Below are 26,321 nucleotides of genomic sequence, written 5' to 3'. Positions count from 1 at the left end.
TAGCGTCGGCTCATGATCGTGAGAGTGTCCGAAGCAGAGGTCCGCGAGGGCCGCGAGGTGGAGTTCATGGCGCTGCTCAGCGCCTTGGTCGCCGATTTCCCCGCCCGTTTCGAGGGCCTCGTCCGCCACGAGATCCTCGTCGATCAGCGGGACGAGCGGCGCGTGCAGTACACGAGCACCTGGGCTGATGAGGACGCGCTGGTGGACTATGCCGGCGCCGACTGGCGGACGAGTCCGGTCACGTTCCCGGGCGAGGACGAGCTGCTCGTCCGCCCGCTGACCCTGAGGCACTTCGACGTTCATCCGCTGCTCTGAGCGGCCGGCGCTGCGCGCGTGGAGTCGACGGGACTCGACGGCGACGGTCCTCCGACGTGACGCGGCCGCGGAACCCGATGATCCTCAGAGGTTCGCGCGGACCTGGTTGATCGGAAGCTGGCTGAGGGCGACCGAGTCCGGAGTCCGCTTCGTCCCGACGGGTCCGCCGGGCTCGCCGAACGGGTCCGGTGGCAGCGGAGGGCGCCTGCGACTCAGCAGCCTGCTCAGGATCTCTCTGATGCGCTTCATCCGGATCACTCCCCCGTCTCGGCCCTGCGGGCCGACGCCTCCGGCCAGCATGGCACGGGCACGGCACCGCCCCCGGCCCCCGCGGCGAGCGGGGAACGGGGGCGGCGCCGGCGAGGCGGATCAGTGCTTGCCCGGCACCTTCCTCGTGACGATCACGTCGAAGCTGCTCGTCCGGGTGTTGCCGGCCGCGTCCTTCGCCGTGCAGGTCACGGTCGTGGTGCCGATCGAGAAGCGGCTGCCGCTGGGCGGGCTGCAGACCAGGCGGACCGCTCCGTCGCGGGTGTCGATCGCCGAGGGCGGCGTGTACGACAGCTTCACTCCGGACGCCCCGTTCGACACGGCGTGCACGTCCGGCACGTCGGCGATGCGCGGAGCGAGCACGTCGGCCGGGCGGGCGGGCAGCTTCGTCGGGTCGACGATCCCCCAGTAGGCCGGCGCGACCTGCAGGTCGTCGTCGAACGGCAGCGGCTGCTCCCACGGGCGGGCCATCGGCCACGTCCGCAGCCAGGTGCGGGCGTTGCTGATGCCCCAGAAGGTGACCGACTCGATCGAGGAGTCGTGCTCGCGGAGCATCGCGAACAGGTCGCGGTAGTAGTAGCCCACCTCGGCCGCCGCGTCCTCGTCGTTCTCGAACGCCGGGCTGTACGGGTCGACCGGGGCGCCGCTGACGTCGGCGCCCTGGTTCTCGGTCGACGCGTTCACGTCGAGCTCGGTGATCGCCTGGAGCAGCGTGGGATCGAGCTTCTCGACCGCCTCGATCGAGTCCTCGAGCCACTGCACCGGCCGGGCGACGTCCACGTGGGCCTGGTGGCCCACTCCGTCGATCGGCACCCCGCGGGCCTGCAGGGCCGCGATGAGCTCCACGTAGTCCGCGCGCTTCTCGGGCATCTCGGTGTTGTAGTCGTTGATGAACAGCTCGGCGTCCGGGAAGTACTGGTCGGCGAGACGGAACGCCTCGTCGACGAAGCCCTCGCCCAGCACCTGGAACCAGCGGCTGTCGCGCATGTCGTGCGGATTCGCGGTGTCGCCGTCCGCGATGACCTCGTTCACGACGTCCCACGCCCAGATCGGGCTGTCGCCGTCGGGGTAGCGGGCGTCGATGTGCGCGGCGATGCCGGCGATGTGCGCCCGCATCCGGGACTTCAGCAGCGCCTGGTCGGCGGGGCTGCTCGTCAGCGGCCGGTCTCCGTCGAGGAAGAACCACGCCGGGGTCTGCGAGTGCCAGGCCAGCACGTGCCCGTACACCTCGATGCCCTCGGCGTCGGCGAAGTCGAGCAGCTGGTCGAGCTGCGTGAAGGCGAACTGCCCTTCCACGGGCTGCACGCTCTCGGGCTTGCCGGCGTTCTCGGGCGTGAACGCGTTGTAGTGCTTGCGGAGGAGGTCCGCGGCGGTGCCGACCGTCTCGCGGGCGTCGATGGCGACTCCCACGTGCTCGATCCCGGCGGCGCCCAGCACGTCCTTCAGCGCGGGCACGTCGGTCTGGATGGGCTTCTCGACGATCGGCTCGAGGACGAAGTCGTCGAGCAGGAAGTCGACACCCACCGGGCCCTCGACGTAGATCTGCACCCGGTCGGCCGCCGCCGCGAGGGTGTAGGTGCCGCTCATGCGGACCCAGCCGTCGGCCGTGATCTGCGCGCCGGCTCCGGCGACGCCCTCGTAGGCGCTGCCGCCGCCGTTGTCGCGCTGCACCGAGATCTTCAGCCCCGCGGGCGACTCGCCCGGAGCGAGCTTCGCCCAGACCGAGACGCCGACGGCCGTGCCCACGGGCAGGCCCTCGGTGACGTCGAGCGTCGCGCCGTGCCACGGCTGCGTGCGGTTCGTGACGAGCATCGCACCGGATCCGGTCCGCGCGTCGGTGCTCGCCGCGACCTGCACGCCGTCGCCGCGGGCCGCCCAGCCGTCGAGGTCGCCCTCGAAGTCGGAGGAGACGCCCGGCTGCACCGCAGCCGTCGCACCGCCCTGGGGCAGCACGAACTCCCAGCCCTCGGCGGCCTTCTCGGTGACCACGGTCGTGACCGCCTTCACCGTGCTGCTGCGGTCGCCTCCGCCGTCGTGGGCGAGGACGATCGCACCCGGAGTGAAGGCGGCGCGGAGGTTCGCGGTCAGCGTCGCCTCGCTGAGGTCGTTGCCGTCCCAGTCCGAGATGGTCGAGCCCAGCCCGAGCGGCTGCATCCCGAGCGCCGCGGCCACCGCGCCGGTGGCGCCCCAGCTGCCGTTGGAAGCGCGGAAGTACGGCACGGCGAGCGCCGGGTCGCCCACGGCCTCGCGGATGATGCGGAGGTTGGCCTTGAGGTCGGTCTCGACCTGCGCCTGCGTCCACGAGCCCATGTCGGCGTAGGAGGTGCCGTGGTTGCAGAGGGTGTGGCCCTCGGCGACGATCCGCCGCAGCAGCTCCGCTCCGCCTGCCTGCTGGACGTTCTGCCCGATGATGCAGAAGGTGGCGCGGATGCCCTGCGCCTTCAGGAGGTCGAGGATCGCGGTGGTCTCGCCCGGGTTGGGGCCGTCGTCGAAGGTGAGCGCCACCCGGTTCCCGGTGCCGCGCGCGGCGGTGACCGGCGTCGTGGTGGCGGCGGTCGCTCCTCCCGGCACGAACGAGGCGTCGGGGGTGGGCTGCCAGGTGACGGGCGCGGGAGCCGCGGTGCCGGTGATCACGATGTCGTCCAGGAGGTAGTCGTAGGGGCCTGCGAGCGCGCTCGTGCCGAGGTAGGCGCGGAGCGTCGCGGGGTCGGCGCCGGCCGGAGCCGAGAAGGTGCCGCTCACGGTGGTCCACGCGTCGGCGGTCACGGTCGTGTTCCCCACCCAGGAGTAGCTCGGCTCGACGACGAAGCGCGCGGAGGCCGTGGTGCCGGCGGGAGCGGCGAGCCGCACCTGGGCCGACATCGTGTAGGAGCCGCCGGGCTGCAGCAGGTTCGCCGGCGTCTTCACTCCGTCGTAGTCGTTCGCGCGGCCCTGCACGAGCAGCGCGCGGTCGCCGCCCTCGGCGACCACCGACAGCGTCGGTCCGCCGTTCTGCACGAGCGGGTCGTAGGCGCCGTCCTCGAAGTCCTCCTGCAGGAGGACCGCGGGCGCGGTCTCGGCCGCCTGGGCCGACGGCAGGACGAGGGCGCCGGTGAGCAGGCCGAACGCGGTGGCGCCGGCGAGCAGGCCGCGGCGGTGCCGGGTGGAGGGGGCCGCCGTGAGGCGGCAGGGGGTGGCCGGAGTGATCCGGTCGTCGTCCCGGATGGGATCGTTCTTCATCGAACAGCACCTCTCGAAAGTTTCGACCTCAGTGTCGAAATCTGTTGGTGACTGGACGGTAACCGACCCCCTTCGGAGGGGTCAATTGTTTTCGAAACAGTTTGTTGCTCGTCACAACGAACGGCAGTGGTCGCCGAGGAGTCGCGGATCAGATCCGCGCGGTGGAGCCGCGCACGACGAGCGTCGTCGCCAGGTCCATCCGCAGCTGCGCCGCATCTCCGTCGCGCAGGCGCACGACGAGTCGGGTCGCCTCCTCGCCCATCAGGCGCAGCGGCTGGTGCACCGTCGTGAGCGGAGGCGACGTCCACTCCGCGATCGGCAGGTCGTCGTACCCGACGAGGGAGAGGTCCTCCGGCACGCGGAGCCCCCGCATCCGGGCCGCCTCGAGAACACCCAGGGCCTGCAGATCGGAGCCGGCGAACAGGGCCGTGGGCGGGGTCGGGCCCGACAGGAGCTCGAGCGCGTGGTCGCGCCCCCCGGGCACGTGGAAATCGCCGAAGCGGAGGAGCGACTCGTCGACCTCGACCCCCGCGGAGCCCATCGCGGACCGGAACCCGTCGAGCCGCGCGCGGGAGCACATCATGTCCGGCGGACCGGTGATCACTCCGATCCGCGTGTGCCCGAGGTCGAGCAGGTGCCGCGTCGCGAGCACCCCGCCCATCCAGTTCGCCGACCCGACCGACGGCACGTCGGGGGCGGGGTCGCCGGAGGGGTCGATGATCGCGAAGGGGACGCCGGCGGCGCGCAGACGCCGCTTCTGCTCCTCCGGCAGCCCCGACAGGACGAGCACAACGCCCGCCGGCCGCCGCGCGAGGACGCCGGTCACCCACTCCGGACCCGGCGAGCGGTGGTCGCCGCTCAGCGTCAGCACCACGCTCATGCCGTGCTCGCGGGCGACCGCCTCGACCCCCTGGATGATCTGCGTCGACCACGCGCTCTCGATCTCGTGGAAGACGAGCTCGAGGTACGTCGACCGCGAGCCCTCGCCGCGGCGGCGGTAGTCGTGCGCATCCAGGAGCGCCTCGACTCTGCTGCGGGTGCCGGGCGCGACGTCGGACCGGCCGTTCAGCACCTTCGAGACCGTCGAGATCGAGACTCCCGCCTCGTCGGCGACCCGGGCGAGCCCGGCGCGCGACGGGGCGACGGGTGTCTCCTCCACGGTGCACCTCTCGTCCGAGGGCCGCTGGTCGAGGGACGACGTGCGGCCGGAGGGACGTGCGGCGCGCGCGTCCTCCCCGATCCTACGAGCGGGACCGCGGTCAGCCGACCGCCGCTGCGCCGGGCTCGCCGGCGACCCTCGCCGTGCGGCGGAGGGTGAGAACGCTGATCGTCGCGGCTGCGGCGAGGCACACCACGTGGAGCAGGAGCACGACCGGATCGGGATTGGCCGCGTCGACGGCCTGCAGCGCGGTCGCCCCGAGCCACGGCAGCGTCCCGGACGCCGTGACCACTGCAGGCACCGGACGCCCAGCCGCGAGCAGTGCGACGGCGACGAGCAGCGCGAGTGCTGCGGCGGGCGGTACGGAATAGGGGCTCGCGACCGCGGTCCACAGCTCGCGCTCCCCGATGCCGAGCAGCCGGTCGTTCACCGCCAGTCCCCCGACCAGGACGACGAGCCACGCGGCGCCGACGAGCGGCACGGTCCGGATCCTCCGCGGTGCCCCGAGGAGGCTCAGGCCCGCGAGGAGACCGAGGACGAGCATGTTCGTCGCGGCAGCCGACGCTGGATCCGGAGTCACGCGTCCGATTGCGAGGGTCCCGACCGCCGCGAGCACCGTCAGCACTCCGGCGATCCGCGCCGACCGCCGGTGCCCGGCGCAGGCGAGGACGACGAGGGCCGCGAACGCGACCGCGGTGACGGCTCCGGTGCTCAGGAAGGGCCCGGAGCCGGCCTCGGCGAGGTGCACGGCCCTGTCCGGGAGGAACGGTGCCCAGACGATGAAGACGAAGTAGACGAGCGCGAAGGCCCCGCCGGTCCCGAGGGAGGAGGCGGCGATCGCGTCGCGGACCCGCGCCGGGACGACGGCATCGAGGCGGGCGGCGACTCCGGCGCGAGCGAGGTCCCACCGTTCGGCGGGAGTCGGCTCGGTCCGACCTTCGGCCTCGGCGATGTCGAGCATCGTGCCGATCAGGACGTCCTCGTTCGCTGCGCGCCACGACCTCGGGTACCACCCGGCGAGGCGGCGGTAGCGCGCCTCGAGATCGCCGGTCACGCCACGCCTCCGACCGTCGTGGGCGCGAGTCGCCGCGCCAGCCGCGTCCGGGCGATCGCCGCGTTCCGCTCGAGCCGGTCGGCCTCGGCGGCCAGGATCGCCGCTCCGTCGTCGGTCAGTGCGTAGTGCCGCCGCGTGCGGCCGTCGACGACCGTCTCACCGGCGGGAGCGATCGCTCCGGAGTCGACGAGCCGCTCGAGTGCCGCGTAGAGCGTCCCTGCCCGCAGCCGCACCGAGCCGCGCGAGAGGACGCCCACCTCCTCGATGAGCGCATAGCCGTGCCGCGGTCCGCCTGCGAGGGCGGAGAGGATCAGGAACGTGGGCTCCTGCATCTGGGTGCCTGCCATGCTCGGAGCATACATCGATGATCGGTATATGTGCGCGGTCCGGCCGGCTCCCTCGGTGATCGGACTCGTTCCGGGTCGCGCGCTCTGCTCCGAGCCCGTTTCGCGCCCAATCGCCGCGGACCGCAGCGCCGAGACGACACGAAGCGGGGTCACGCAGCTCCTCGAAGCCCGATTCGAGACCACTCGCCGCGCATGCCAGCACCGAGACGACACGAAGCGGCCCTTCACGGCTCCGCAGACCCCGGTCGGCGCCCACTGCCGAAGGACGAGACACGGGTCGGCCGGCTCTCCCCTCCGCTGACCGGTCCTCCGCGGCGGGGGCGCGCCGTCGGCGGGAGCCGTTGCGCCGCGTCCGGCGCGCGAACAGGCTGGACGCATGTTCGTCGACACGACTGCGACTCCTGACGACCTGCCCGTTCCGCCGTCGCTCGACGACGTCACCTCCCGGTTCCCCGGCGCGCTCTTCACGCTCGAGCCGCAGCCCGGCGCCGAGGAGATCGCCGTCAGCACGGTCACCGCCGGAGCGGGGCGGCACCCGGTCTTCCTCTCGGCTGCGATCTCCTACGGGTTGTGGAGGCGACCGGACGACCGCGACGATCCCGTCAACCTGGCAGAGATCAGCGACGAGCTCCGGGCGCAGCTCGACGAGCCTCCGCGGTTCCCCCTCCCCGACGGGCTGATGGCGATCCGGGAGCGGATGCGGTACCCGATGCTGTGGGAGGCGGTGCAGACCACCCTCCTCGGCCTCGGCGACGAGGAGCGGACGATCGGCACGACGCTCGTCGAGCACGTGAACCACATCCTGATGAACCGCTTCCGCGACACCCGCGTGCGCGGGGAGATGCCGGGCGAGCTGCTCGGCGCGGCGACCGAGGCGGCCGTCGAGCGGGGCATCCCGGTGCGCATCGACGGCGGCGTCGTGGACGGCGTCCGCCTCGATACCGACGCACACGTCCTCGGACTCGGCGACCGGCACCTCACCGCCGTGCTGGCGCGCGACGATCTGCCGTTCCTCGACCTCGCCTTCGTCACCCGCGCGGTGCCGTAGCGAGGGACGCGTCAGCGCTCGCCTCCCCGCGCGAACGCCTCGAGCGCGTCGCCGGCGAGCCGGTACCCGAGCCACTCCGTCTTGGGCGTCGCGCCGATGCCGTCGTAGACGCGGATCGCGGGGGTGTTCCACCGCAGCACGCTCCACTCGAACCGGCCGCAGTCGTTCTCGAGGGCGAGGTTGGCGAGGCGCCGGAGGATCGCCGTTCCGGCGCCGGCGCCCCGGTGCTCGGGAGAGACGTAGAGGTCCTCCAGGTAGAGGCCGTTGCGGCCCTGCCAGGTGGAGTAGTTGAAGAAGTAGACGGCGAAGCCGATCGGGACGTCGTCGGCGAGGCAGATGAGGGCGTGCGCGGTCGACGAGTCGCCGAAGAGGGTCGCCTCGATCGACTGCTCGGTCGCGACGACCTCGCGCTCGGACTCCTCGAACACGGCGAGCTCGCGGACGAACCGGAGGATCGTGGCGGCGTCGGATGTCTGCGCGGGTCGGATCTCGAGGTCGGGCACGTCGGGGCTCCTCTCGTGCGAGGCGCTGGGGCGCTCGCGGTCCTCGGACCCTAGCGGACGGCCGCGGGGGTCGACGTGCTGCAGCCCCAGCTCACTCCCCGAACCGCGTCTCCTTGTACGGCGCCCCCGAGCGGTCGTACGTCGTCCACACTCCGACCTGCCTCCCCCGGTCGAGCGTGCCGCTGCGCAGGAGCGTGCCGTCGAGCCGGAACCACTCCCAGTACCCGTGCATCTCCCCGTCGAGCATGCCGCCGCGGCCGCGGAGGCTGCCGTCGCGGTGCAGGATCTCCGTCGTCTCGCTCACGCGCTCGCCTCCGATCCCGATCGCGCCACCGGAGGGAGGACCACCAGCGGATCGGGCCGGTGCACCCCGCGCATGCGGTAGCCGAGCGCGTCCGACGCCTGCAGCAGGTCGGCCAGCAGCCAGACGATCCCGAGCCACATCTCGGTCCCCTGCAGCCCGGGCACGCCGTCCGCGCCGTCGGACCGCGGCGCGAACGCGATCCCCTCGCCGGGGACCCACTGGCCGAGCGCCTGCTCGAGCGCCCCTCGCGCCCACTCCGCGATCTCGGCGCGGCGGTGCGGGGTCTGCTGCGCGGCGAGCCGGAGCGGATGCGCGATGTCGAGCACGTTGCACGCCGTCCAGCCCGCGGGGGTCGAGAGGTACAGGTCGGCGGCGTGCAGCAGCACGGTGTCGATCGTCGCGACCGGATACGGCAGCGGCACTCCGAACTGCGCGAACAGCCCGCGGGTCAGCCGGTAGAAGCCGTTCACCGCCTGCAGCCGCGGCGACTCGGGGTCGGGCAGCACCGTCCCCCACAGACCCGTCGCGGGGTCCGCGCGGGCGACCGCCCAGCCGAGCAGCGTGGCGAGGGGCCCGGCTCCCCCGTCGTCGAAGGCGTCGGAGTGGTCCAGCACGTTCACGGCGCACGCCGTCGCGAGCGCGTCGACCGCGGCACCGGATCCCCAGGCGCCGGCGGCCCAGTCACGGGCGTCGAGGGCCGCGGTCAGGTCGGCCCCCGCGAGTTCGTGGACGGCGCGGATCGGGTGGGGCGTCCGCCCGCCGAGCAGCCGCACCGCGTAGCCGACGCTGAGGACGTGGTAGCTCGCCGGCCCGACGAACGCCGAGAGCGGCACGTCCGAGAGCGGCTCCGACGACGTCCGCATCCGCTCGAGACCGGCATCCGAGAGGTCGCCGTCGGCGACCAGCCCCGTCGCCGGATCCTGCCTCGCCGTCAGCCGTCGGATCAGGTCCGCGGCGTCGAACCCGGGCGGCGGGGCGTCGAGCAGCAGATCGGCGAGCTCGACGGCGTCGGCCCAGGGGCGGACGGCCGGCGCCGCCGTGCCAGGCCGGTCGACGAAGCGGCCGCCCTCGAAGCAGCGCGCCAGCACGGCCGGGATCTCGGCCCGAGCCGTGTCCCCGAAGCGCCGGAGCGCCTCCCGCAGCTCGGCGTCGCGAGCCGGCGCCCGCCGGTCGCGGAGGACACGCGCCGGATTCCCCGCCACCACCGCGTGATCCGGGACGCTCTTCGTCACCACCGAGCCGGCGCCGATCACGACGTGGTCGCCGACGACCACTCCGTCGAGGATCGTCGCCTGCGAGCCGATCCAGACGTCGTCGCCGAGCACGATCCCCCTGCTCGAGAGGCCCTGGGTGAAGACCGGGGCGTCCGGCTCCATGAGGTGGTTGAAGCCCAGGATCGAGGTGTGCGCACCGATCCGGACGCCGGCGCCCATCCGCACGTCACCGCGGACCACGGCGAACGGATTGACGGAGCAGTCGGCTCCGATCGTCACGTCGCCGGTGACGTACGCGTGCGCTGCGATGTAGCTGCGGTCGCCGATCGACAGCCGGTCGCAGAAGACGGCGGCACTCGCGGCGACGAACACCCGGTCGCCGATCGCGGCTCCCCCCGCGGCCAGCTCGCCCATCCGTTCGGCCTGCGCGGCCCCGTCGGCGGAGTCGGGGTCGTACTCCCACGGGAGGAAGTCGACGCGGCGGACACCCTCGGCGGTCATGCGCCCACCCTTCCACGGAACCCGACGGGGCACGAGGGAACCCCGAACCGTCGAGACAGCCCGTTGCAGCGGGACGTCTCGACGGTCCGGGGTTCCCTCACCGGCCGACGACGGAGGGGGTGCCGGTGCCGGTCGCCCGGCAGCAGCACCCCCTCTCGCGCCCTACTTCATGGTGCGCTTCACGATGTTGTTCCCCGGAGTCGGGTCCGACACCACGGACCACGCCCTGGCCTCGACGGTGGTCGACGCCGGGCGGTTCGCGAGCGCGACCGTGTAGACGAGGCTCTTCCCGGTCGTCACGCTCGGCGTCCTCCAGGTGAGCACCGTGGTGCCCGCCACCGATCCGGCTGTCTTGACGGCGCCCGGAGCGGACGCCACGGTCCCGGTGACGACGACGCGGGTGGTGGTCGCCGCAGCGTCACGCGTGCCGACGTTCTTCACCGTGACCTTCACCGACAGCGGAGCCGTCGCCGACAGCCCCGTTGCCGGAGCGACCGCCACCGTCAGATCCGCTCGCGTGAACAGCTTCATCTGCAGCGTCTGCTTCACCGCAGGCGCTGCCGACCAGACGGAGTCGCCGGCCTGCGCGGCCGTGACCGTGCAGGAGGAGGTCCCCGTCAGCGTCACCGTCGCGGTGCCCGGCCCGGTCGGCGCCAGCGTGCAGCTGCCCGAGGCCGTGAGCGCCACCGGCAGACCGGAGGAGGCGGTCGCCGCCACCAGGTACGCGATGCCCCGATCGGGTGAGGTCGGCATCGTCGTCGTGAACGCGATCGTCTGCGCCTTCTTCACGACCTTCACCGGCGCGGCCACCGCGACCGACTGCGTCACTCGCGGCGCGGCCTCGTAGGACGCGTCCCCGGCCTGAGACGCCGTGATCTTGCAGGTACCGGCCTTGAGGAACTTCACCGTCCCGCCCGTCACGGAGCAGACCGTCGACGTCGTCGTCCCCAGCACCACCGGGGCGGAGGACCCGCCCGCGGACACCGTCGGCACGTACACGGCGCCTCCGGCCGTCGCCGCCGGGGCGGCCGAGGTGAACGCCACGGTCTGCGCAAGCTTCCCCGCGATCTCGAACGTGCGCACCGCCTGCGCGGCACCGTGACGGGCATCGCCCGCCTGGTCCACCGTCAGCGTGCAGGTGCCCGCGGAGTCGTAGGACACGACTCCGGACGCCGTCGAGCACGCGCCCGACGCGGTGAGCACGGGATCCGCGCTCGAGGGTCCCCGGACGATCACGGGAGTGGACGAGCCGCCCACCCGCGCGTCCGTGGGAGCCGTGCCTCCGAAGGACACGGTGCCCGCCGTCAGACCGACCGCGATGGTCTGCGACACCCGAGGAGCGGCCTCGCGGGTGTCGTCACCGGCCTGATCGGCGGTCACCGTGCAGGTGCCGGACCCGGAGAACGTCACGACACCGTCCTCGATCGAGCAGGAGCCCTCGGTGCCGAACACCACGGGCTCGCTCGAGGGTCCACCGGTCGCCGTCGGCGTGTACGTGCCGCCCGCGACCGCCGCGGCCGGAGCCTCGGACGTGAAGGCCACCGTCTGAACGGCCTTCCCGACCTCGAACGCCCGCACGACCTGATCCGCCGGACCGTGCTCCGCGTCACCCGGCTGATCGAGGGTCAGCGTACAGGTGCCCACGGCGTCGTAGGACACGACGCCCGACTCGACCGAGCAGGCTCCCGACGCGGCGAGGACCGGCGCAGCGCTGGAGGGTCCGCGCACGATCACCGGAGTGAACGACCCGCCGAAGCGGGCATCCGCCGGAGCGACGCCGCCGAAGGCGACCGTCCCCTCCGAGACGCCGATCTCGACGGTCTGCGAGACCTGCGCAGCGGCCGCGTAGCGCGCGTCGCCCGCCTGGTCCGCGGTGATCGTGCAGCTGCCCGACCCGGTGAAGGTGACGACTCCGTCGGCGATCGCGCACGACCCGGTCACTCCGAGCACCACGGGCGCGCTCGACGCGCCACCCGCGACGGTCGGCCGATACGTGCCGCCCACGAGGGGCGACTCCGGAGCGTCGGACGTGAACGTCAGCGTCTGCGCGAGCGCGGCGATCTCGAACGTGCGGGTCGCTTCAGGGGCGGCACCGTGCAGGGCGTCGCCCGCCTGGTTCAGCGTCAGCGCACAGGTGCCCGCGGTGTCGTAGGAGACGACTCCCGCCGACACCGAGCACGCGCCCGACGCCGTGAGTACCGGACGGGCACTCGACGGCCCGGCCACGATCCTCGGAGTGCTGGAGCCGCCGACCTTGGCGCCCACGGGAGCGGTGCCGCCGAACGCGACCGTGCCCGCCGTGAGTCCCACCGCGATCGTCTGCGACACCTGAGGCGCCGCCGAGTATCCGACTCCACCCGCCTGGTCCGCCGTCACGGTGCAGGTGCCGGACCCGGTGAAGGTCACGACTCCGCTCGCGATCGAGCAGGACCCGGTCGCACCGAGCTGCACCGGCCGCCCGGAGGCGCCACCCGTCGCCGTGGGGCGGTAGGTGGTGCCCGCGAGCGCCGAAGTCGGCGCATCCGAGGTGAACGCCACGACCTGGGCGGTCGTCGTGATCTCGAACGACCGGACGACCTCCGGAGCCGCGCCGTGGCGCGCGTCGCCCGCCTGGTTCAGCGTGAGCGTGCAGGTGCCCGCCGCGTCGTAGGACACGAGTCGGAAGGGTCCGACCGAGCACGCACCGGACGCCGTCAGCACCGGAGGGGCACTGGACGGACCGGCGACGACCGCGACGGTCGACGATCCGCCGACCCGGGCGTCCGCCGGAGCGTCGCCGCCGAACGCGACGGTCCCCGCCACGAGACCGACCGCGACGCGCTGCGACACCTGCGGAGCCGCCGAGTACCGGTCGTCCCCCGCCTGGTCCGCCGTGATCGTGCAGGTCCCCGCGCCGGTGAAGGTCACGAGCCCGTCCGCGATCGCGCACGACCCGGTCGCTCCGATCACGACGGCACTGCCGGAGGCGCGGCCGTCAGCGGTCGGCCGGTAGGTCGCGTCGACGAGCGCCGTGGCCGGAGCGGTCGACGTGAAGACGACGATCTGCGGGAGCTTCGCGATCTCGAAGGTCTGCACGGCCCGCGCGGTTCCGTAGGTGTCGTCGCGGTAGTGGGTGGCGACGACGGTGCAGGTGCCCGCGGAGTCGTACGACACGACGCCGTTCTCGCCCAGCGAGCAGGCGCCCGATGCCGCGAGCAGCGCCGGCCCGGTGGACGGGCCCCGGACGAGCACCGGCGTGACGGATCCTCCGACCGCCGCCCCTGTGGGGACGGGACTCGAGATCCCGACCGAGCCCGGCGCGTAGCCGACCTCGATCGACTGGGTGTCGGGTCGGGCGTTCTCGTACTGCTCGGTGCCGTTCTGGTAGGCGGCGACCAGGCAGATCCCCTTCTTCGAGAACGTGACGACGCCGTCCTTCACCGAGCACTCGACGCTGGTGATGATCCACGGGGTCGTGCCGGAGGCGCCCGCAGTGATGGCGGGCGTGTAGGTGCCTCCGACCGCCGCGTTCACCGGCGGCGTCGTGGTGATCCGCACGGTCTGCTCGAGCTTCACGACGGAGATGTCCGCCTCGGCACGGCGCGCGGGCCAGTACCCGTCACCGGGCTGGTCGAGTGCCATCCGGCAGAGCCCCGCCTTGTCGTTGCGGACGGTCGTCCCGTCGGCCATCAGCGAGCACGCACCGCTCGCGGACAGCACGGGCACTCCCGACGACGGACCGGGAACGATCACCGGGGTGTAGGTCTCGAGCACCTTCGCGATGCGCGGCGGCTCGCCGCCGAACCGGAGGTTGCCCTCCGGCGTCCCGACGGTGATGACCTGACGCGCCTGCGGAGCAGCGCTGTGCTGCTCGTCGCCGCGCTGATCCACCTTCACCGTGCAGTACCCGTCGCCGAAGAACGTCACTGTCGAGTACTCGATCGTGCAGTTGCCGTTCTCGATGATCGAGATCTCCAGCGGGTTGCCCGATCCTCCGCCGGTCGCCTGCACGGTGTAGGTGTCGTCGGTGAAGACGCGTGCCGGAGGGGTCGAGGTGAACGTGATCGCCTGCGGGATCCGGTCGAGCAGGATGAAGCGCACCAGAGAGTCCGGGGCCTCGTGGACGTCGTCGCCCGCGACATCGAACTGCACCGCGCAGGTGTTGCCCTCGGTGTAGGTCAGGATCTGCCGGCCCTGCCCATCGGGTGCGACCGTGCAGCCGAAGAAGGTGCTGATCACCACCGGCAGTCCCGAGCTCGCCGTTGCGGACACGACGTCCGTGCTGCCGAGCACTCCCCGGGCGGGGAGGACGGGGGTGATGGTCTGCGTCGCCTTGGCGACGGTGAGGTCGAACGATTCAGCGTCGGAGGCGTAGTGCGCGTCCCCCGCCTGCTCCGCCGTCACCGTGCACATGCCGGACCGGGTGAAGGTCACGACACCGTCCGCCACCGAGCAGGCGCCGGTCGCTCCGATCACGACGGGGAGACCGGAGGCGCCGCCCGTCGTGGACGGCGTGAAGCTGCCGAGCGCGACCGGCCTCGCGGGGCGCGGCGAGGTGAACGCGACGGTCTGCTCGATCTTCTTCACCGAGACGGTGAAGGCGGCCCTTCCGGTGTTGCCGACGGCATCGACGGCGGAGCAGGTCACCGTGGTGTCGCCGATGGGGAACACGGTTCCGGAGGCGGGAGCACAGGTGCCGTCGACGGGGCCGTCGACCGCGTCGCGCGCCGGGGCGGCGTAGGTGACGACGGCGCCGGACACGCTCGTCGGCTCGGCGACGACAGTCGCCGGCACGGCGACCACCGGGCCGCTCCGGTCCTCGAGGAGGAAGGTGCCGGGCACCGACGTGATGCTGTAGTTCGAGCCCGCATCGCCTCCGGCGCACGTGATGGCGTAGCTGCCGACGGGCGTCGTGGCGTCGATCACGACCACGCCGTCCTCGTTCGAGAAGCGGCCTCTCGGCTCGGTGAGGAAGCGGTCGGAGCCGAGGAAGCCGGTGGTGGTGCAGGTGATCGTCGGAGCCGTCGCGACGCCGTGCGCGCCGGTCTCGGGGCTCGACGCGGTCACCGTCAGCACCGCCGGAGTCACGGTGAGGGTGCCGTCGACGTAGGCGATGGGGCCGGTCGGGTTCGTGAGACCGGAGCAGTGCGTCGTGTAGCGCCCGGCCGGAGTCGTGCTCGAGAGGGCGAGGGGCGAGGCGAAGGCCGTGTCGGTCGTCGCGTACGCGCTGCACGAGAGAGTGCCGACGAGGCCGGCGCCGACGGCGGCCGTGATCTCGGGAGCAGCGGAGCCGTACGAGACGGTCGGCGACGCCGCGGTGACCTTCACCGGGACGGGCAGCGGGGCGACGATGCGCAACGCGCCGTCCTTGTACCCGGCGATCGTGTAGTTGGCGTCGACGGTCCCTCCGTAGCACCGGGTGGTGAAGTACGAGTAGGTGCCCGTCAGGCTCGCCCAATTCGACGTCGGGCGGTAGATGATGTCCGTCGGAGTGACGATCTGGCGGAAGACGCCGTGCGTGGGCGGAGTGACCCAGGTGTCGGACCCGACGAAGGGCGCCGTGCAGCCGAAGGCCGGTGCCGGCGAATTGCGCGGATGGTCGAAGGACTTCGCGGTCACGGTGAGGGCCTTGGGCTTCGCGGTGAAGCTCTGCAGCGCTTCGGCGGGGTACCCGTTGGGCGTCATCGGATCGACCTTCGCCCCGATCGTGCAGAGCCCCACCTTGATCACGGTGACGGTCGAGCCGCTCACCGCGCAGGTGTCCGCCGTCTTGCTGCTGAAGACGATCGACCGTGCGGGCTGGGTGACCGCCTGCGCGTAGCCGCTGATGTCGAACGTGTCGCCGTACGTCTTCGGCGGCAGCGTCGACAGATCGAAGCGGGCTCCCATCACCGTCACCGTCACCTGGTTGCTGATCGTCTGACCGCCGCAGGTGGTGGCCTTCACGCGGTACAGGACCGTCTCGGGCCGGGTGTGCGGCGGGACGACCAGCTGGGTAGAGGCGCTCCCGACAGTCGCCTCACCCTCGGCGACCTGCCAGGTCGCTCCGCCGTCGCGGGAGGACTCCCACGACATCACGGGGATGCTGCCGTAGACCGACGACGTGACCCACCAGGCGTCGAGGGTGTGCTGCCGGCCGGTCACGATCACGTCGTCGATGGGCTGCTGCCGGAAGACCGGTGCCGGGGCGCACGCGCGGACCTCGTGCCGCAGGACGGGCTCTCCCGAGGTGCTCCCGCGCGTCGCCATCTCCCAGCTGAAGGCGTCGGGATAGACCGCCCGGACGTCGTTCCAGCCCTGCGGCAGGTCGCGGGTACGCAGCACGGCCTCGCCGTTCGCGTCGACCGGCACCTGCGTGGCGCCGGCACCCGTCCGGAACTCGACGATCCCGCCGGCCGGCACCGGTCGGCCCAGACTCGGCACCGTCACCCGCGCGGTGATCGTGACCTCCTGACCCGCGGTCGACCACGTCGGCGTCGTCGTCACGGTCGTCGCGGTGTCGTACACCGGAGCGATCACCGGGTCGGGGTACGTCGGGCCGACTCGCTGCGAGACCTTGGTGACACTCGGGTGCACGTAGCTCGACCCGCCGCCGCCGGCTCCCGGATGGTTCGCCGGCCTCAGCCCGTCGCCCCCCGTGTAGGTCGAGCCTCCGCCGCCGCCGTACCACCAGCCGGCACCTCCGCCGCCGCCGCTGAGATTGGAGGCGCCGCAGTTGTACGCGCCGGTGGTGATGACCTTGCCGACGTCGCCGCCCTTGCCGTCGTTCAGGAAGACGCCCCACTGACCGGCGTTGCCCTTGCTGCAGGTGTTGATCGTGGCGTAGCCGGCAGCGCCGGGATTGCCGCCCGAGCTCGCGCCGCCGCCGCCACCGCCACCGCCGTCGACCTCGCGATTGGTGCCGCCGTTCGCGCCGGGCTTGGCACCGCTGCCGGCGTCGGCGTCGCCGCCCCGCGCGGTCGATCCGCCGCCACCGCCGCCGGCGCCCGCGACGGCGAGACCGTGCTGGCAGCCGTCGGACCCGATGGTCGAGAGGTACTGCGCGTCGCCGCCGACGCCGCCGCGGCCCTGCCAGTCGGTGGCCGACCATCCGGCCGCCCCCGCAGGGGCTCCCTTCAGGCGCCCGATCTGCAGGACCTGTCCCGGCGTGACGGCCACGTCCACGACGAGCGTCGAGCCGCTCCCGCCCTTCGACCCGTCCCCCACGAAACCGATGCCGCTGACCGAGTACGGAGCGGAGCCGCCGCCGTTCTGACCGCTCAGGATCGCGCGCACCGTGGTCACGCCGGCCGGCACCGTGTAGTCGAGAGCTCTCTCGACCTTCGGCGAGGTGAAGCACGCCGTGGTGAAGACCGGAGCGGCCGACGCGGTCGGCGCGACCACGACGCTCAGCCCGATGCCGGCGACGAGGACCGCCCCGGCGACGAGGGACGAGAGGAAGGACTGACGACGCATGCGCTGCTACTCCTGGCGGCTGCTGCCGGGAGCCGATGCCCGCGGTCGCCTCACAGTAGGAGTGCAGCCGCGTCACGGGAACGCGAAAGGTACACGCTCGCCCTTGTCGGGGGGTACGGATTCCCGTTCTCCGAGCCTCCTCCCAGAGAGTTCTCCTCCGCCGGAGCGCCTCTCGGCACAGGGCCGGAGTCGTGCTGATCGTCGCCCTCCCTCCCGTCCCGGCGGCCACGGCGGTGCCCCGGTAGATTGGCCGCGAGATGACAGCCGATCCCGATTCGCGCCAGTGGCGGAGGCCGTCGGTGACGGCCGATCAGCGCCGGGCCGACGCCGCGACCGCCGCCGCCCTGTTCGGCGCCTCGATCCTCTCGCTGGTCCTCGGCCGCGCGATCGGGATGTACCCGGACGGCGCCGAGCCGGCGCTGAGCATCGGCCTCCTCGCCCTGGTGATCCTGCCGCTCGCCTTCCGCCGCAGTGCCCCGGTGCCCGTCCTCGCCGTCACCTCGGTGGCGTTCCTGCTGGTCGGCGAGCTGCGCGTGCCCGAGCTGACCATCAGCAACATCGCCCTCTTCATGGCGATGTACAGCGTCGGGGCCTGGGAGCCGAGGCGGGCGCGGGCCGAATGGACGCGCGGCGTGCTGGTGATCGTCATGGCCGTGTGGCTGCTCGTGACGTTCTTCCGCGCGAGCACGCAGGACCTCGAGTTCGAGGGCGCGGGCATCGGCGCGCTCACCCCGGTCGCCGCGTACCTGCTCCAGCAGATCCTGATCAACATCCTCTACTTCGCCGGGGCCTGGTGGTTCGGGAACCACGCCTGGGCCTCGGCGCGCCAGCGGGCCCTGACCGACCTCCGCACCCGCCAGCTCGAGGACGAGCAGGCGAAGGTCGCGCGGCAGGCCATCACGATCGAGCGTCTCCGCATCGCCCGGGAGCTGCACGACGCCGTCGCCCACCACGTCTCGCTGATGGGCGTCCAGGCGGCGGCGGCGCGGACCCTGCTCGACTCGGATCCCGGTCGGGCCCGCGGCCAGCTCGAGGCTCTCGAGGGCACGTCGCGCGCGGCGGTCGGCGAGCTGTACCAGCTGCTCGGCACGCTCCGCGACGAGGAGTCGGTGCTCGACCCGGTGACCGCGTCGCTCGGCCTCGACTCCCTCCCCGCGCTGATCGCCGACGCCGAGGCCGCCGGGCTGCGGGTGACGCTCGAGCAGGTCGGCGAGCGGTTCGACGTGCCGCCGCTGGTCGGGCTGAACCTCTACCGCATCGCCCAGGAGTCGCTCACGAACGTGCTCAAGCACGCCGGACCGGGCACGCGGGCGCGGGTGCACGTCCGGTACGACGACGCCGCTGTCGAGCTCGAGGTCGCCGACGACGGGCTCGGCCGCCCCGGCCCCCGGCAGCGCAACGGAGGTCTGGGCCTCGTCGGCATGCGCGAGCGCGCGGCCACGCTGGACGGCACCCTCGAGGCGGGGCCGCGCGCCGGCTCCGGCTGGGTCGTCCGCGTCGCCGTCCCCCTGGGGGTCGCGGCATGAGCGACGTCCGCGTCGTCCTCGTCGACGATCACGCCCTGATGCGCCAGGGCATCAGCACCATCCTCTCGGTGCAGCCCGGCATCGACGTCGTCGGCGAGGCCTCCAGCGGCGAGGAGGCCCTGGAGCTCGTCGCGAGAACCCGCCCCGACGTGGTCTGCATGGACGTCGAGATGCCGGGCATCGGCGGGATCGAGGCGACCAGGCGGTTGCTCGCCGATCCGGAGTCCCCGGTGCGCGTGCTCATGCTCACCACCTTCGACCGCGAGGACTACCTGCTCGAGGCCCTCGACGCCGGCGCGAGCGGATTCCTGCTGAAGAACTCCCCTCCGGAGCACCTGGTCTACGGGGTGCGGGCGATCGCGGCCGGGGAGGCGCTGCTCGCGCCCGAGCTGACCCGCGCGGTCATCGAGCGCGCGGTGGCCGCCGACCGGGTGCGGACTCCTGCGCCGAGCGGCACAGAGCCCGACCAGCTGACCCCGCGCGAGGTCGAGGTGCTGCGGCTGATGGCGCAGGGGCTCTCGAACGACGAGATCGCCGACCTGCTCGGAGTCGGCCGCGCCACCGTGAAGACCCACGTGTCGAACGTGCTGATGAAGCTGGCGCTGCGCGACCGGGTGCAGGCCGTCGTCTACGCCTACCGGTCCGGCCTCGTCGGCTGACCCCTTCCTCCGTCTCGAGGCGGAGATACCGGTTCACCCCCGGGCCGGAAGCGCTCGACGCGGCCCGCTCCTAGCGTGGAGGTGTCAACGGATCCCGGGGAGGTCGCATGCTCAGCGTGCAGAACATCAGTCGCAGTTTCGGCGAGCGCCGCGTCGTCGACGACGTCAGCTTCGACGTCGCCCGAGGGCGCCTCACCGGCTTCGTCGGCGGCAACGGCGCCGGCAAGACCACCACCATGCGGATGATCCTCGGGGTCCTCCGCCCCGACTCCGGCACCGTGACGCTCGACGGCTCGCCCGTGGGCCAGGCCGCCCTGCACGGCTTCGGCTACATGCCGGAGGAGCGCGGCCTCTATCCCAAGATGGAGATCGGCGAGCAGCTGGCCTACCTCGCGCGGCTGCACGGCATCGACAAGGCGACCGCGGTGCAGCGCGGCGACGACCTGCTCGAGCGGCTCGGACTCATCGAGCGCCGGCGGGACAAGCTCGAGGCGCTGTCGCTCGGCAACCAGCAGCGCGTCCAGGTCGCCGCGGCGCTCGTGCACGACCCGGACGTGCTCATCATGGACGAGCCGTTCTCGGGGCTCGATCCGCTGGCCGTCGACGAGGTCGTCGCCGTGATCGCCGAGCACGCGGCGCGCGGAGTGCCGGTGCTGTTCTCGTCCCACCAGCTCGACGTGGTCGAGCGCCTCTGCGACGACCTGGTCATCATCGCGGGCGGCAGGGTGCAGGCGGCCGGCGAGCGCGAGGCCCTGCGCGACCAGCACTCCGGTGACCGCTGGTCGCTCGAGATGAGCGGCGACGTCGGCTGGATCCGCGGCCTGCCCGGCGTCGAGGTGGCCGAGCTCGCCGGGACGTCGGCGCTCTTCCACGCGGGCGCGGCGGCCGCCGACGCGGTCCTGCGCGCCGCGGTCGAGCGGGGCACCGTGTCGTCCTTCCGGCCCGTGAGGCCGACCCTCGGAGAGATCTTCCGGGACATCGTGGTCAGCACACCCTCGGGTGCCGACGAGAGAGCAGCAGCCTGATGAGCACCAGCACGAGCACCACCACCCCCGCGACCGGCAGCGCCCCTCGCCCGGACGCCCCCCGCGATGCACGGCTCGGCACCTGGGGCGCGACGCTCCTCGTCGCCGAGCGCGAGATCCTCTCGCAGGTGCGCTCGAAGGCGTTCCTCGTCTCGACCGTGATCACCCTCGTCCTGGTGATCGGCGGCATCGTCCTCTCGAGCGTGCTGGGGAACCGCACCGCCGAGGCGACCCCGGTCGCGGTCGTCGGATCCGTGCCCTCCGCCGTCACCGACTCCAGCACCCTCGAGATCACCGAGGTCCAGGCGCGGGCCGACGCGGAGGACCTGGTGCGCGACGGGACCGTCGACGCGGCCCTCGTCCCCGACGACTCCGCGCTCGGCTTCTCGATCGTCGCCCTCGACGAGGCCCCCGAGGGCCTGGTCTCGGCCCTGTCCGTCAGCCCCGAGGTCGCCCTCCTCGAGCCCTCCGAGACCCCGTCCGGTCTCCGTACGCTCATCGGGCTCGCCTTCGGCCTGGTCTTCATGCTCGCCGTCCTCGGCTCGGGAGCGACGATCATGCAGAACACGGTCCAGGAGAAGCAGTCGCGCATCGTCGAGATCCTGCTCGCCGCCGTCCCCGCCCGAGCGCTGCTCGCCGGCAAGATCCTCGGCAACTCGGTGATCGGAGTCGGCACGGCGGCCGCCATCGCCGCCGCGTCCGCACTCGGGCTGGCGATCACCGGCCAGACCGAGCTGCTCGATCTGCTCTCGGCTCCGCTGATCTGGTTCGTCGTCTTCTTCGTCTTCGGATTCGTCCTGGTCGCGAGCGTCTTCGCCGCCGGAGCCGCCCTGGTCTCGCGCCAGGAGGACACCGGCTCGGTCATGACTCCGGCGATGATGCTCGTGATGGTCCCGTACTTCGGCGTCGTGCTCTTCGGCGACAACGCGCTCGTCATGACGATCCTGTCGTACGTCCCGTTCAGCGCTCCCGTGGCGATGCCCGTGCGCCTGTTCTTCGGCGAGGCCGACTGGTGGGAGCCGCTCGTCTCGCTCGCCCTCCTCATCGTCGCGACGACCGCCGTGATGGCCGTGGCGAGCACCATCTACACGAACTCGCTGCTGCGGATGGGCTCGCGGGTGAAGCTCCGCGAGGCGCTGAAGTCGAGCTGACCCCGGCCCTGTCGGCTCATCGCCCTCCGCAGAGGCGGCGCCGTCAGGCGGGGGCCCTGTCCGTCGACACGTTCTCGACGGAGTCGCCGCCCGCGCGCTCCGCTGCCGGATCGCGCGCCGCCCGCGGCCGCAGCTCGCTCACGATCGTCCCCGCCACGATCAGCGCGGCGCCGACCAGCGCGAGACCGGGCAGCCGCTCGCCGGCGAGGCGGCCGACGACCCCGCCCCAGACCGGCTCCGCGGCGTAGATGATCGTCGCGCGGCTGGGCGAGACGGAGCGCTGGGCCCAGTTCATCGTGAGCTGGATGAGGCAGCTGCTCGCTCCCAGGGCGAGGGCGGCGACGAGCCACACCCAGGAGAACGCGGGGATCGCCTCCCCCGCGACGGGCATGGCCGCGAACGCGAGCCCGCCCGCGACGAGCAGCTGCACCACGGTCACGCGCCCGAGGTCGACGCGGCCGGCGAAGACGCTGATCAGGATGATCTCGGCGGCGATCGGGACGGTGCTGACGAGCGTCGCGATCTCGCCCGCCCCCAGCGCGACTCTTGGCTGCGGCCCGGCGACGAAGAGGAGCCCGACGAAGGCCAGCGCGACCCCGACCAGGGTCAGGACCCGCGGTCGCCGGCGGAACACGACCCACTGCAGCAGCGGCACCAGGGGCACGTACAGGGCGGTGAGGAACGCGGAGGTGCTGCTCGGGATCGTCTGGAGGCCGTAGGTCTGGAGCCCGTAGCCGAGCGCGATCATCACCCCGATCGCCGCGCCCGCGCCGAGGTCGATCCGCCGCATCCCGCGCAGCGTCCGACGGAAGACGAGGGCGCTGATCAGGCCCGCGACGACGAAGCGGAGCCCGACGAAGAACAGCGGACCGCTGTGCTCCATCGCCACGTGCACGGCGAGGAAGGTCCCGCCCCAGACCGCGGTGATGCCGATGAGCGCCCACTCGGGCTTCGAGAACCGGAGGGAGCGGAGGAGCGGGAAGTGCAGCATTCTGCACACTGTAGGGTGCAGAATAGTGCGCATGCAACCGTCCTCGGTCCTCGCCCACGTCGGCGGCAACCTCCGTGCGGCGCGGCTGCTCGCGGGGCTCAGCCAGGCCGCGCTCGCGGAGCGCTCGGGCATCAGCCGGCGCACGATCGTCAACGTCGAGGCCGGGGAGGCGAACATCGGCTTGACCGGTGTCGACCGCCTCGCCGAGGCGCTCGGCACCAGCTTCACCGCGCTCGTCTCGGCACCCGGCGGCTCCCCGACGTCGATCGGCGAGGTGGCCTGGCGCGGCGCGGATCCGGCGAGCGTCGCGGTCCTGCTCGCCTCGGTCCCCTCCCGCGAGGAGTCGCAGCTCTGGACCTGGACGCTCGGACCGGGCGAGCGCTACGACGCGCAGCCCGACCCCGACGGCTGGCACGAGATGCTGCTCGTCACCGACGGAACCCTCCTCCTGGCCCGCGACGGGGAGGAGGACCTGACGCTGACCGCCGGGCAGCACGTCGCCTTCTCGACGGCCCGGCCCTACTCCTACGTGAACGCCGGAGCGGAGCACTCCGTCGCCTTCGTCCGCGTCGTCGTGCGGTGAGACCGACCGCCGCCGCGCGGGTGGTTCACTGGAGGGATGACCGATCGTGACGCCCGCATCGCCGATTTCGCCGACTTCCTGACGGCCTCCCCCTCCTCCTTCCACGCCGCGGCCGAGACCGCGCGCCGCCTCGCCGATGCCGGGTCCGTCGCTCTCGACGAGACCGAGGCGTGGCCCACCGCGCCCGGCCGGTACCACGTGGTCCGCGACGGCGCGATCATCGCGTGGCACGTCCCTGCCACCGCCGACGCGGTGACCCCCTTCCGCATCCTCGGCGCGCACACCGACTCCCCCGGCTTCACGCTCAAGCCGAACCCCACGATCGGCTCCGAGGGCTGGCTGCAGGCCGGCGTCGAGGTCTACGGCGGACCGCTCCTCAACTCCTGGCTCGACCGCGAGCTCGAGCTGGCCGGTCGCGTCGTGACCCGCGACGGGAGGGAGCTGCTGGTCCGCACGGGGCCGTTCCTCCGGATCCCGCAGCTCGCGATCCACCTCGACCGCGAGCAGAACGACGGCCTCACCCTCGACCGGCAGAAGCACACCGTGCCGGTGTTCGGCCTCGGCGACGCCTCCGAGGTCGACCTGCTCGACCTGCTCGCCGCGGAGGCGGGGCTCGCCGACGCGTCCGACATCGCCGGCTACGACCTCGTGACCTGCGACACCCAGCCGCCCCGCCGCTTCGGCCTCGACGACGCGCTCTTCGCCGCCGGCCGGATGGACGACCTGAGCTCGGTCCACGCCGGTCTCGTCGCCCTGCTCGCGGCGAGCGCCGCCCCCGTGGAGCCGCGGCACATCAGCGTGCTCGCCGCCTTCGACCACGAGGAGCTCGGGTCCGCGAGCCGCTCCGGAGCCAGCGGCCCGTTCCTCGAGGACGTGCTGACCCGCATCGGAGCCGCCCTCGGCGCCGGCGTCGACGAGCGCGCCCGGGCGATCGCGGCGTCCTGGTGCCTGTCGGCCGACGCGGGCCACTCCGTGCACCCGAACCGCGCCGACAAGCACGACCCCGTGAACCGCCCCGTCGCGGGCTCCGGTCCGCTGCTCAAGATCAACGCCTCGCAGCGCTACGCGACGGATGCGCGCGGCACCGCGCTCTGGTCCCGCCTCTGCGCGGAGGCCGGCGTCGAGTACCAGGAGTTCGTCTCGAACAACTCCGTCCCCTGCGGCTCGACCATCGGCCCCCTCACCGCGACCCGCCTCGGCATCTCGACCCTCGACGTGGGCGTGCCGCTGCTCTCGATGCACTCCGCCCGCGAGCTCGCGCACGTCGACGACCTCGTCGCGCTCGCCCGCGCCGTCGAGGCGTTCTTCACCTCGGAGGAGTGACCGCCGCGTCACCGGGAATCCCGCTGCGCGCCGCGCGGTTGTCCCCCGCATGTCCTCGCACCTGCTCATCGTCCACGGCTACCGCGCCTCGGTCCGGGCCCACTGGTTCCCGTGGCTCGAGCGCGAGGCCGAGTCGCTCGGCGCGACGGTGACGCGCGTCGTCCTGCCCGACGCGATGGCTCCGGATGCGGCCGCCTGGCGCTCGAGCGTCGCGGAGGCCCTGGGCGCCGCCCGGGGCTCGGGCCGCCTCGTCGTGGTCGCGCACAGCCTCGGCTGCGTGACCGCCCTGCGCGCCATCGCCGCCACCGGGACTCGCGTCGACGCCGCCGTGCTGGTGTCGGGCTTCGTCGAGCCTCTGCCCGCCCTGCCGGCGCTGAATGCGTTCCTCGGCGAGGACCCGGGATCCGTGGTCGCCCAGGCGGGCCCGCATCTCGGCGCCGTGCACGTCGTCCGCTCCGACGACGACCCGTTCGTCCCGCCCACCGCGACGGACGCCCTGGCGTCGGCACTCGGTGCCCCGGTCGACGTCGTCCCCGGCGGCCGCCACTTCCTCGCGTCCGAGGGCTTCACCGAGCTGCCGGTCGTCGGCCGCCTCGTGCGCTCCCTCCTCTGACGCCCCCTCACCCCTTGCTGGTCGAGTAGCCCCGCAGGGGCGTACCGAGACCCACCAACTCCAGACATCGCGGATCTCGATACGCGCGCTCCGCGCGCTACTCGATCAGCAAGCACAGCGCACCCGCCTCACCTGCTGCTGGTCGAGTAGCCCCGCAGGGGCGTATCGAGACCACCGTCACCAGCAGCCCCGACAGCGCGCGCCCCCTCAGAACCGCGCCGCCACCTCGTACAGCACCTCGTCGTCGCCCGCGTACAACCCGTCGACCCGGGGCCAGTGCGAGATCACGTCCGTGAATCCGAGCTCCCCCGCCCGCCCGGCCATGTCTTCGAAGAGGTCGACGCTCGACAGCGAGTAGTGCGGCCCGGAGTCGAGCGACAGGTGCCGCTCGATCGAGCGCGGATCGCGCCCCGCCGCCTCCAGCGCGTCGTCGAGCCGCCCGCTCAGCGCGGCCACCGCCGACCACCACTCCTCGCTCGTCGTGCCCTCGGGCCCGGTGGTCACCCAGCCCTGCCCGCGCTCCGCGACGAGCGCGAGACCCTTCGGGCCGTTGGCCGCGAGCACGAACGGCACGCGCGGGCGCTGCGCCGGCTCACCGACCATCCGGGCCCCGCGGGCCGTGAACCAGTCGCCGTCGATGTCGATCCCGCCCGATCCCGGCTCCTCGTGCCGCAGCAGCACGTCCAGCGCCGACACGAACTCCGCGTAGCGCTCGTGCCGCTGCCGGGCCGTGTAGGCGGGCTGCCCGAGCACCGACGCGTCGAAGCCCGTGCCTCCCGAGCCGACGCCCAGCACGAAGCGCCCGCCGGCGATATCGTCGACCGTCGCGACGTCCTTCGCGAACGGCACCGGATGCCGGAAGTTCGGCGACGCGACGAAGGTGCCGAGCCGGATCGTCTCGGTGACGAGCGCCGCCGCGGTGAGCGTGGGGATCGTCGCGTGCCACACCTGGTCGGCGAGCGAGCGCCACGACAGGTGGTCGTAGGTCCAGGCGTGGTCGAAGCCGAGTCCCTCCGCCGACTGCCACTTCCGGCGGGCGGTGGTCCAGGTCTCCTGCGGGAGGATGACGATGCCGTGGCGCATCG

Annotated in this window: 20 protein-coding genes; 9 read left to right on the top strand and 11 right to left on the bottom strand. The window is 72.9% G+C overall.

The window, feature by feature from the left end:
• Positions 1 to 12: 12 nt before the first annotated feature.
• Positions 13 to 315, top strand: coding sequence for a putative quinol monooxygenase (locus LRG51_RS15320; RefSeq protein ID WP_055790721.1), 303 nt, complete (start codon positions 13 to 15; stop codon positions 313 to 315).
• A gap of 84 nt (positions 316 to 399) precedes the next feature.
• Here the strand turns inward: LRG51_RS15320 and LRG51_RS15315 are convergent, their stop codons facing one another.
• The 5 genes from LRG51_RS15315 to LRG51_RS15295 form a co-directional block, all read right to left on the bottom strand.
• A complete protein-coding gene (locus LRG51_RS15315) occupies positions 400 to 564 on the bottom strand; it encodes a hypothetical protein (protein WP_157603140.1) in 165 nt (54 codons plus the stop codon).
• A 120-nt stretch (positions 565 to 684) separates the two neighbouring features.
• Positions 685 to 3,801 (bottom strand): endo-1,4-beta-xylanase, encoded by a 3,117-nt coding sequence (locus LRG51_RS15310; RefSeq protein ID WP_230673465.1) that lies wholly within the window; start codon positions 3,799 to 3,801, stop codon positions 685 to 687.
• A gap of 148 nt (positions 3,802 to 3,949) precedes the next feature.
• Positions 3,950 to 4,960 (bottom strand): LacI family DNA-binding transcriptional regulator, encoded by a 1,011-nt coding sequence (locus LRG51_RS15305; RefSeq protein ID WP_230673463.1) that lies wholly within the window; start codon positions 4,958 to 4,960, stop codon positions 3,950 to 3,952.
• A gap of 100 nt (positions 4,961 to 5,060) precedes the next feature.
• A complete protein-coding gene (locus LRG51_RS15300) occupies positions 5,061 to 6,014 on the bottom strand; it encodes a hypothetical protein (protein WP_230673461.1) in 954 nt (317 codons plus the stop codon).
• A complete protein-coding gene (locus tag LRG51_RS15295; protein WP_055790711.1) occupies positions 6,011 to 6,361 on the bottom strand; it encodes a PadR family transcriptional regulator in 351 nt (116 codons plus the stop codon). Before LRG51_RS15295 ends, LRG51_RS15300 begins: the two co-directional genes overlap by 4 nt.
• 376 nt (positions 6,362 to 6,737) lie before the next feature.
• On the opposite strand from LRG51_RS15295, the gene LRG51_RS15290 reads away from it, so the two are divergent.
• The gene (locus LRG51_RS15290; protein ID WP_055790708.1) at positions 6,738 to 7,409 is read left to right on the top strand and encodes a hypothetical protein; all 672 of its coding nucleotides are present in this window, start codon (positions 6,738 to 6,740) and stop codon (positions 7,407 to 7,409) included.
• Between the two features lie 11 nt (positions 7,410 to 7,420).
• On the opposite strand, the gene LRG51_RS15285 is transcribed toward LRG51_RS15290, so the two are convergent.
• The 4 genes from LRG51_RS15285 to LRG51_RS15270 form a co-directional block, all read right to left on the bottom strand.
• The gene (locus tag LRG51_RS15285) at positions 7,421 to 7,912 is read right to left on the bottom strand and encodes a GNAT family N-acetyltransferase (protein WP_055791558.1); all 492 of its coding nucleotides are present in this window, start codon (positions 7,910 to 7,912) and stop codon (positions 7,421 to 7,423) included.
• Between the two features lie 91 nt (positions 7,913 to 8,003).
• Positions 8,004 to 8,216: a toxin-antitoxin system YwqK family antitoxin gene (locus LRG51_RS15280; protein ID WP_055790703.1), complete on the bottom strand. Its 213-nt coding sequence runs from the start codon at positions 8,214 to 8,216 to the stop codon at positions 8,004 to 8,006.
• A complete protein-coding gene (locus tag LRG51_RS15275; protein WP_230673459.1) occupies positions 8,213 to 9,931 on the bottom strand; it encodes an acyltransferase in 1,719 nt (572 codons plus the stop codon). The genes LRG51_RS15280 and LRG51_RS15275 overlap by 4 nt, the downstream gene beginning before the upstream one ends.
• Positions 9,932 to 10,093: 162 nt before the next feature.
• Positions 10,094 to 17,365, bottom strand: coding sequence for an MBG domain-containing protein (locus tag LRG51_RS15270; RefSeq protein ID WP_230673457.1), 7,272 nt, complete (start codon positions 17,363 to 17,365; stop codon positions 10,094 to 10,096).
• Between the two features lie 257 nt (positions 17,366 to 17,622).
• Here LRG51_RS15270 and LRG51_RS15265 point away from each other — a divergent pair, with 257 nt between their 5' ends.
• The 4 genes from LRG51_RS15265 to LRG51_RS15250 all read left to right on the top strand — a co-directional run bounded on the left by LRG51_RS15265 (position 17,623) and on the right by LRG51_RS15250 (position 21,726).
• Entirely contained in the window at positions 17,623 to 18,891 is a 1,269-nt protein-coding gene (locus tag LRG51_RS15265) for a sensor histidine kinase (RefSeq protein ID WP_230673455.1), read from the top strand.
• The gene (locus tag LRG51_RS15260) at positions 18,888 to 19,550 is read left to right on the top strand and encodes a response regulator (RefSeq protein WP_055790691.1); all 663 of its coding nucleotides are present in this window, start codon (positions 18,888 to 18,890) and stop codon (positions 19,548 to 19,550) included. The genes LRG51_RS15265 and LRG51_RS15260 overlap by 4 nt, the downstream gene beginning before the upstream one ends.
• A gap of 107 nt (positions 19,551 to 19,657) precedes the next feature.
• Entirely contained in the window at positions 19,658 to 20,575 is a 918-nt protein-coding gene (locus LRG51_RS15255; RefSeq protein WP_055790688.1) for an ABC transporter ATP-binding protein, read from the top strand.
• Positions 20,575 to 21,726 carry an ABC transporter permease gene (locus LRG51_RS15250; RefSeq protein WP_230673453.1) on the top strand — a complete coding sequence of 384 codons (1,152 nt, stop codon included), beginning with the start codon at positions 20,575 to 20,577 and terminating at the stop codon, positions 21,724 to 21,726. Before LRG51_RS15255 ends, LRG51_RS15250 begins: the two co-directional genes overlap by 1 nt.
• Positions 21,727 to 21,769: 43 nt before the next feature.
• On the opposite strand, the gene LRG51_RS15245 is transcribed toward LRG51_RS15250, so the two are convergent.
• The gene (locus LRG51_RS15245; protein WP_230673451.1) at positions 21,770 to 22,717 is read right to left on the bottom strand and encodes a DMT family transporter; all 948 of its coding nucleotides are present in this window, start codon (positions 22,715 to 22,717) and stop codon (positions 21,770 to 21,772) included.
• 31 nt (positions 22,718 to 22,748) lie between these two features.
• Between LRG51_RS15245 and LRG51_RS15240 the strand changes: the two genes are divergently transcribed.
• The 3 genes from LRG51_RS15240 to LRG51_RS15230 are packed head-to-tail and all read left to right on the top strand — an operon-like array spanning position 22,749 to position 25,236.
• The gene (locus tag LRG51_RS15240) at positions 22,749 to 23,300 is read left to right on the top strand and encodes an XRE family transcriptional regulator (RefSeq protein ID WP_230673449.1); all 552 of its coding nucleotides are present in this window, start codon (positions 22,749 to 22,751) and stop codon (positions 23,298 to 23,300) included.
• Positions 23,301 to 23,336: 36 nt separating this feature from the next.
• Positions 23,337 to 24,623 (top strand): M18 family aminopeptidase, encoded by a 1,287-nt coding sequence (locus tag LRG51_RS15235; protein WP_055790679.1) that lies wholly within the window; start codon positions 23,337 to 23,339, stop codon positions 24,621 to 24,623.
• A gap of 49 nt (positions 24,624 to 24,672) precedes the next feature.
• The gene (locus tag LRG51_RS15230) at positions 24,673 to 25,236 is read left to right on the top strand and encodes an RBBP9/YdeN family alpha/beta hydrolase (protein WP_055790677.1); all 564 of its coding nucleotides are present in this window, start codon (positions 24,673 to 24,675) and stop codon (positions 25,234 to 25,236) included.
• A gap of 207 nt (positions 25,237 to 25,443) precedes the next feature.
• Here the strand turns inward: LRG51_RS15230 and LRG51_RS15225 are convergent, their stop codons facing one another.
• A complete protein-coding gene (locus tag LRG51_RS15225) occupies positions 25,444 to 26,319 on the bottom strand; it encodes an LLM class flavin-dependent oxidoreductase (protein ID WP_055790674.1) in 876 nt (291 codons plus the stop codon).
• Positions 26,320 to 26,321 lie beyond the last annotated feature (2 nt).

The sequence above is a fragment of the Rathayibacter sp. Leaf248 genome, assembly GCF_920939495.1.
GTDB lineage: Bacteria > Actinomycetota > Actinomycetes > Actinomycetales > Microbacteriaceae > Rathayibacter > Rathayibacter caricis.
Note: the sequence above shows the minus strand (reverse complement) of the source record. Positions and strands in the feature narration are given on the sequence as shown.

Coding starts and splice junctions, on each gene's coding strand:
- LRG51_RS15295 (WP_055790711.1), bottom strand. CDS start 6,361: ATGGCAGGCACCCAGATGCAGGAGCCCACGTTCCTGATCCTCTCCGCC.
- LRG51_RS15235 (WP_055790679.1), top strand. CDS start 23,337: ATGACCGATCGTGACGCCCGCATCGCCGATTTCGCCGACTTCCTGACG.
- LRG51_RS15320 (WP_055790721.1), top strand. CDS start 13: ATGATCGTGAGAGTGTCCGAAGCAGAGGTCCGCGAGGGCCGCGAGGTG.
- LRG51_RS15245 (WP_230673451.1), bottom strand. CDS start 22,717: ATGCTGCACTTCCCGCTCCTCCGCTCCCTCCGGTTCTCGAAGCCCGAG.
- LRG51_RS15290 (WP_055790708.1), top strand. CDS start 6,738: ATGTTCGTCGACACGACTGCGACTCCTGACGACCTGCCCGTTCCGCCG.
- LRG51_RS15255 (WP_055790688.1), top strand. CDS start 19,658: ATGCTCAGCGTGCAGAACATCAGTCGCAGTTTCGGCGAGCGCCGCGTC.
- LRG51_RS15310 (WP_230673465.1), bottom strand. CDS start 3,801: ATGAAGAACGATCCCATCCGGGACGACGACCGGATCACTCCGGCCACC.
- LRG51_RS15270 (WP_230673457.1), bottom strand. CDS start 17,365: ATGCGTCGTCAGTCCTTCCTCTCGTCCCTCGTCGCCGGGGCGGTCCTC.
- LRG51_RS15275 (WP_230673459.1), bottom strand. CDS start 9,931: ATGACCGCCGAGGGTGTCCGCCGCGTCGACTTCCTCCCGTGGGAGTAC.
- LRG51_RS15240 (WP_230673449.1), top strand. CDS start 22,749: ATGCAACCGTCCTCGGTCCTCGCCCACGTCGGCGGCAACCTCCGTGCG.
- LRG51_RS15230 (WP_055790677.1), top strand. CDS start 24,673: ATGTCCTCGCACCTGCTCATCGTCCACGGCTACCGCGCCTCGGTCCGG.
- LRG51_RS15250 (WP_230673453.1), top strand. CDS start 20,575: ATGAGCACCAGCACGAGCACCACCACCCCCGCGACCGGCAGCGCCCCT.
- LRG51_RS15315 (WP_157603140.1), bottom strand. CDS start 564: ATGAAGCGCATCAGAGAGATCCTGAGCAGGCTGCTGAGTCGCAGGCGC.
- LRG51_RS15225 (WP_055790674.1), bottom strand. CDS start 26,319: ATGCGCCACGGCATCGTCATCCTCCCGCAGGAGACCTGGACCACCGCC.
- LRG51_RS15265 (WP_230673455.1), top strand. CDS start 17,623: ATGACAGCCGATCCCGATTCGCGCCAGTGGCGGAGGCCGTCGGTGACG.
- LRG51_RS15260 (WP_055790691.1), top strand. CDS start 18,888: ATGAGCGACGTCCGCGTCGTCCTCGTCGACGATCACGCCCTGATGCGC.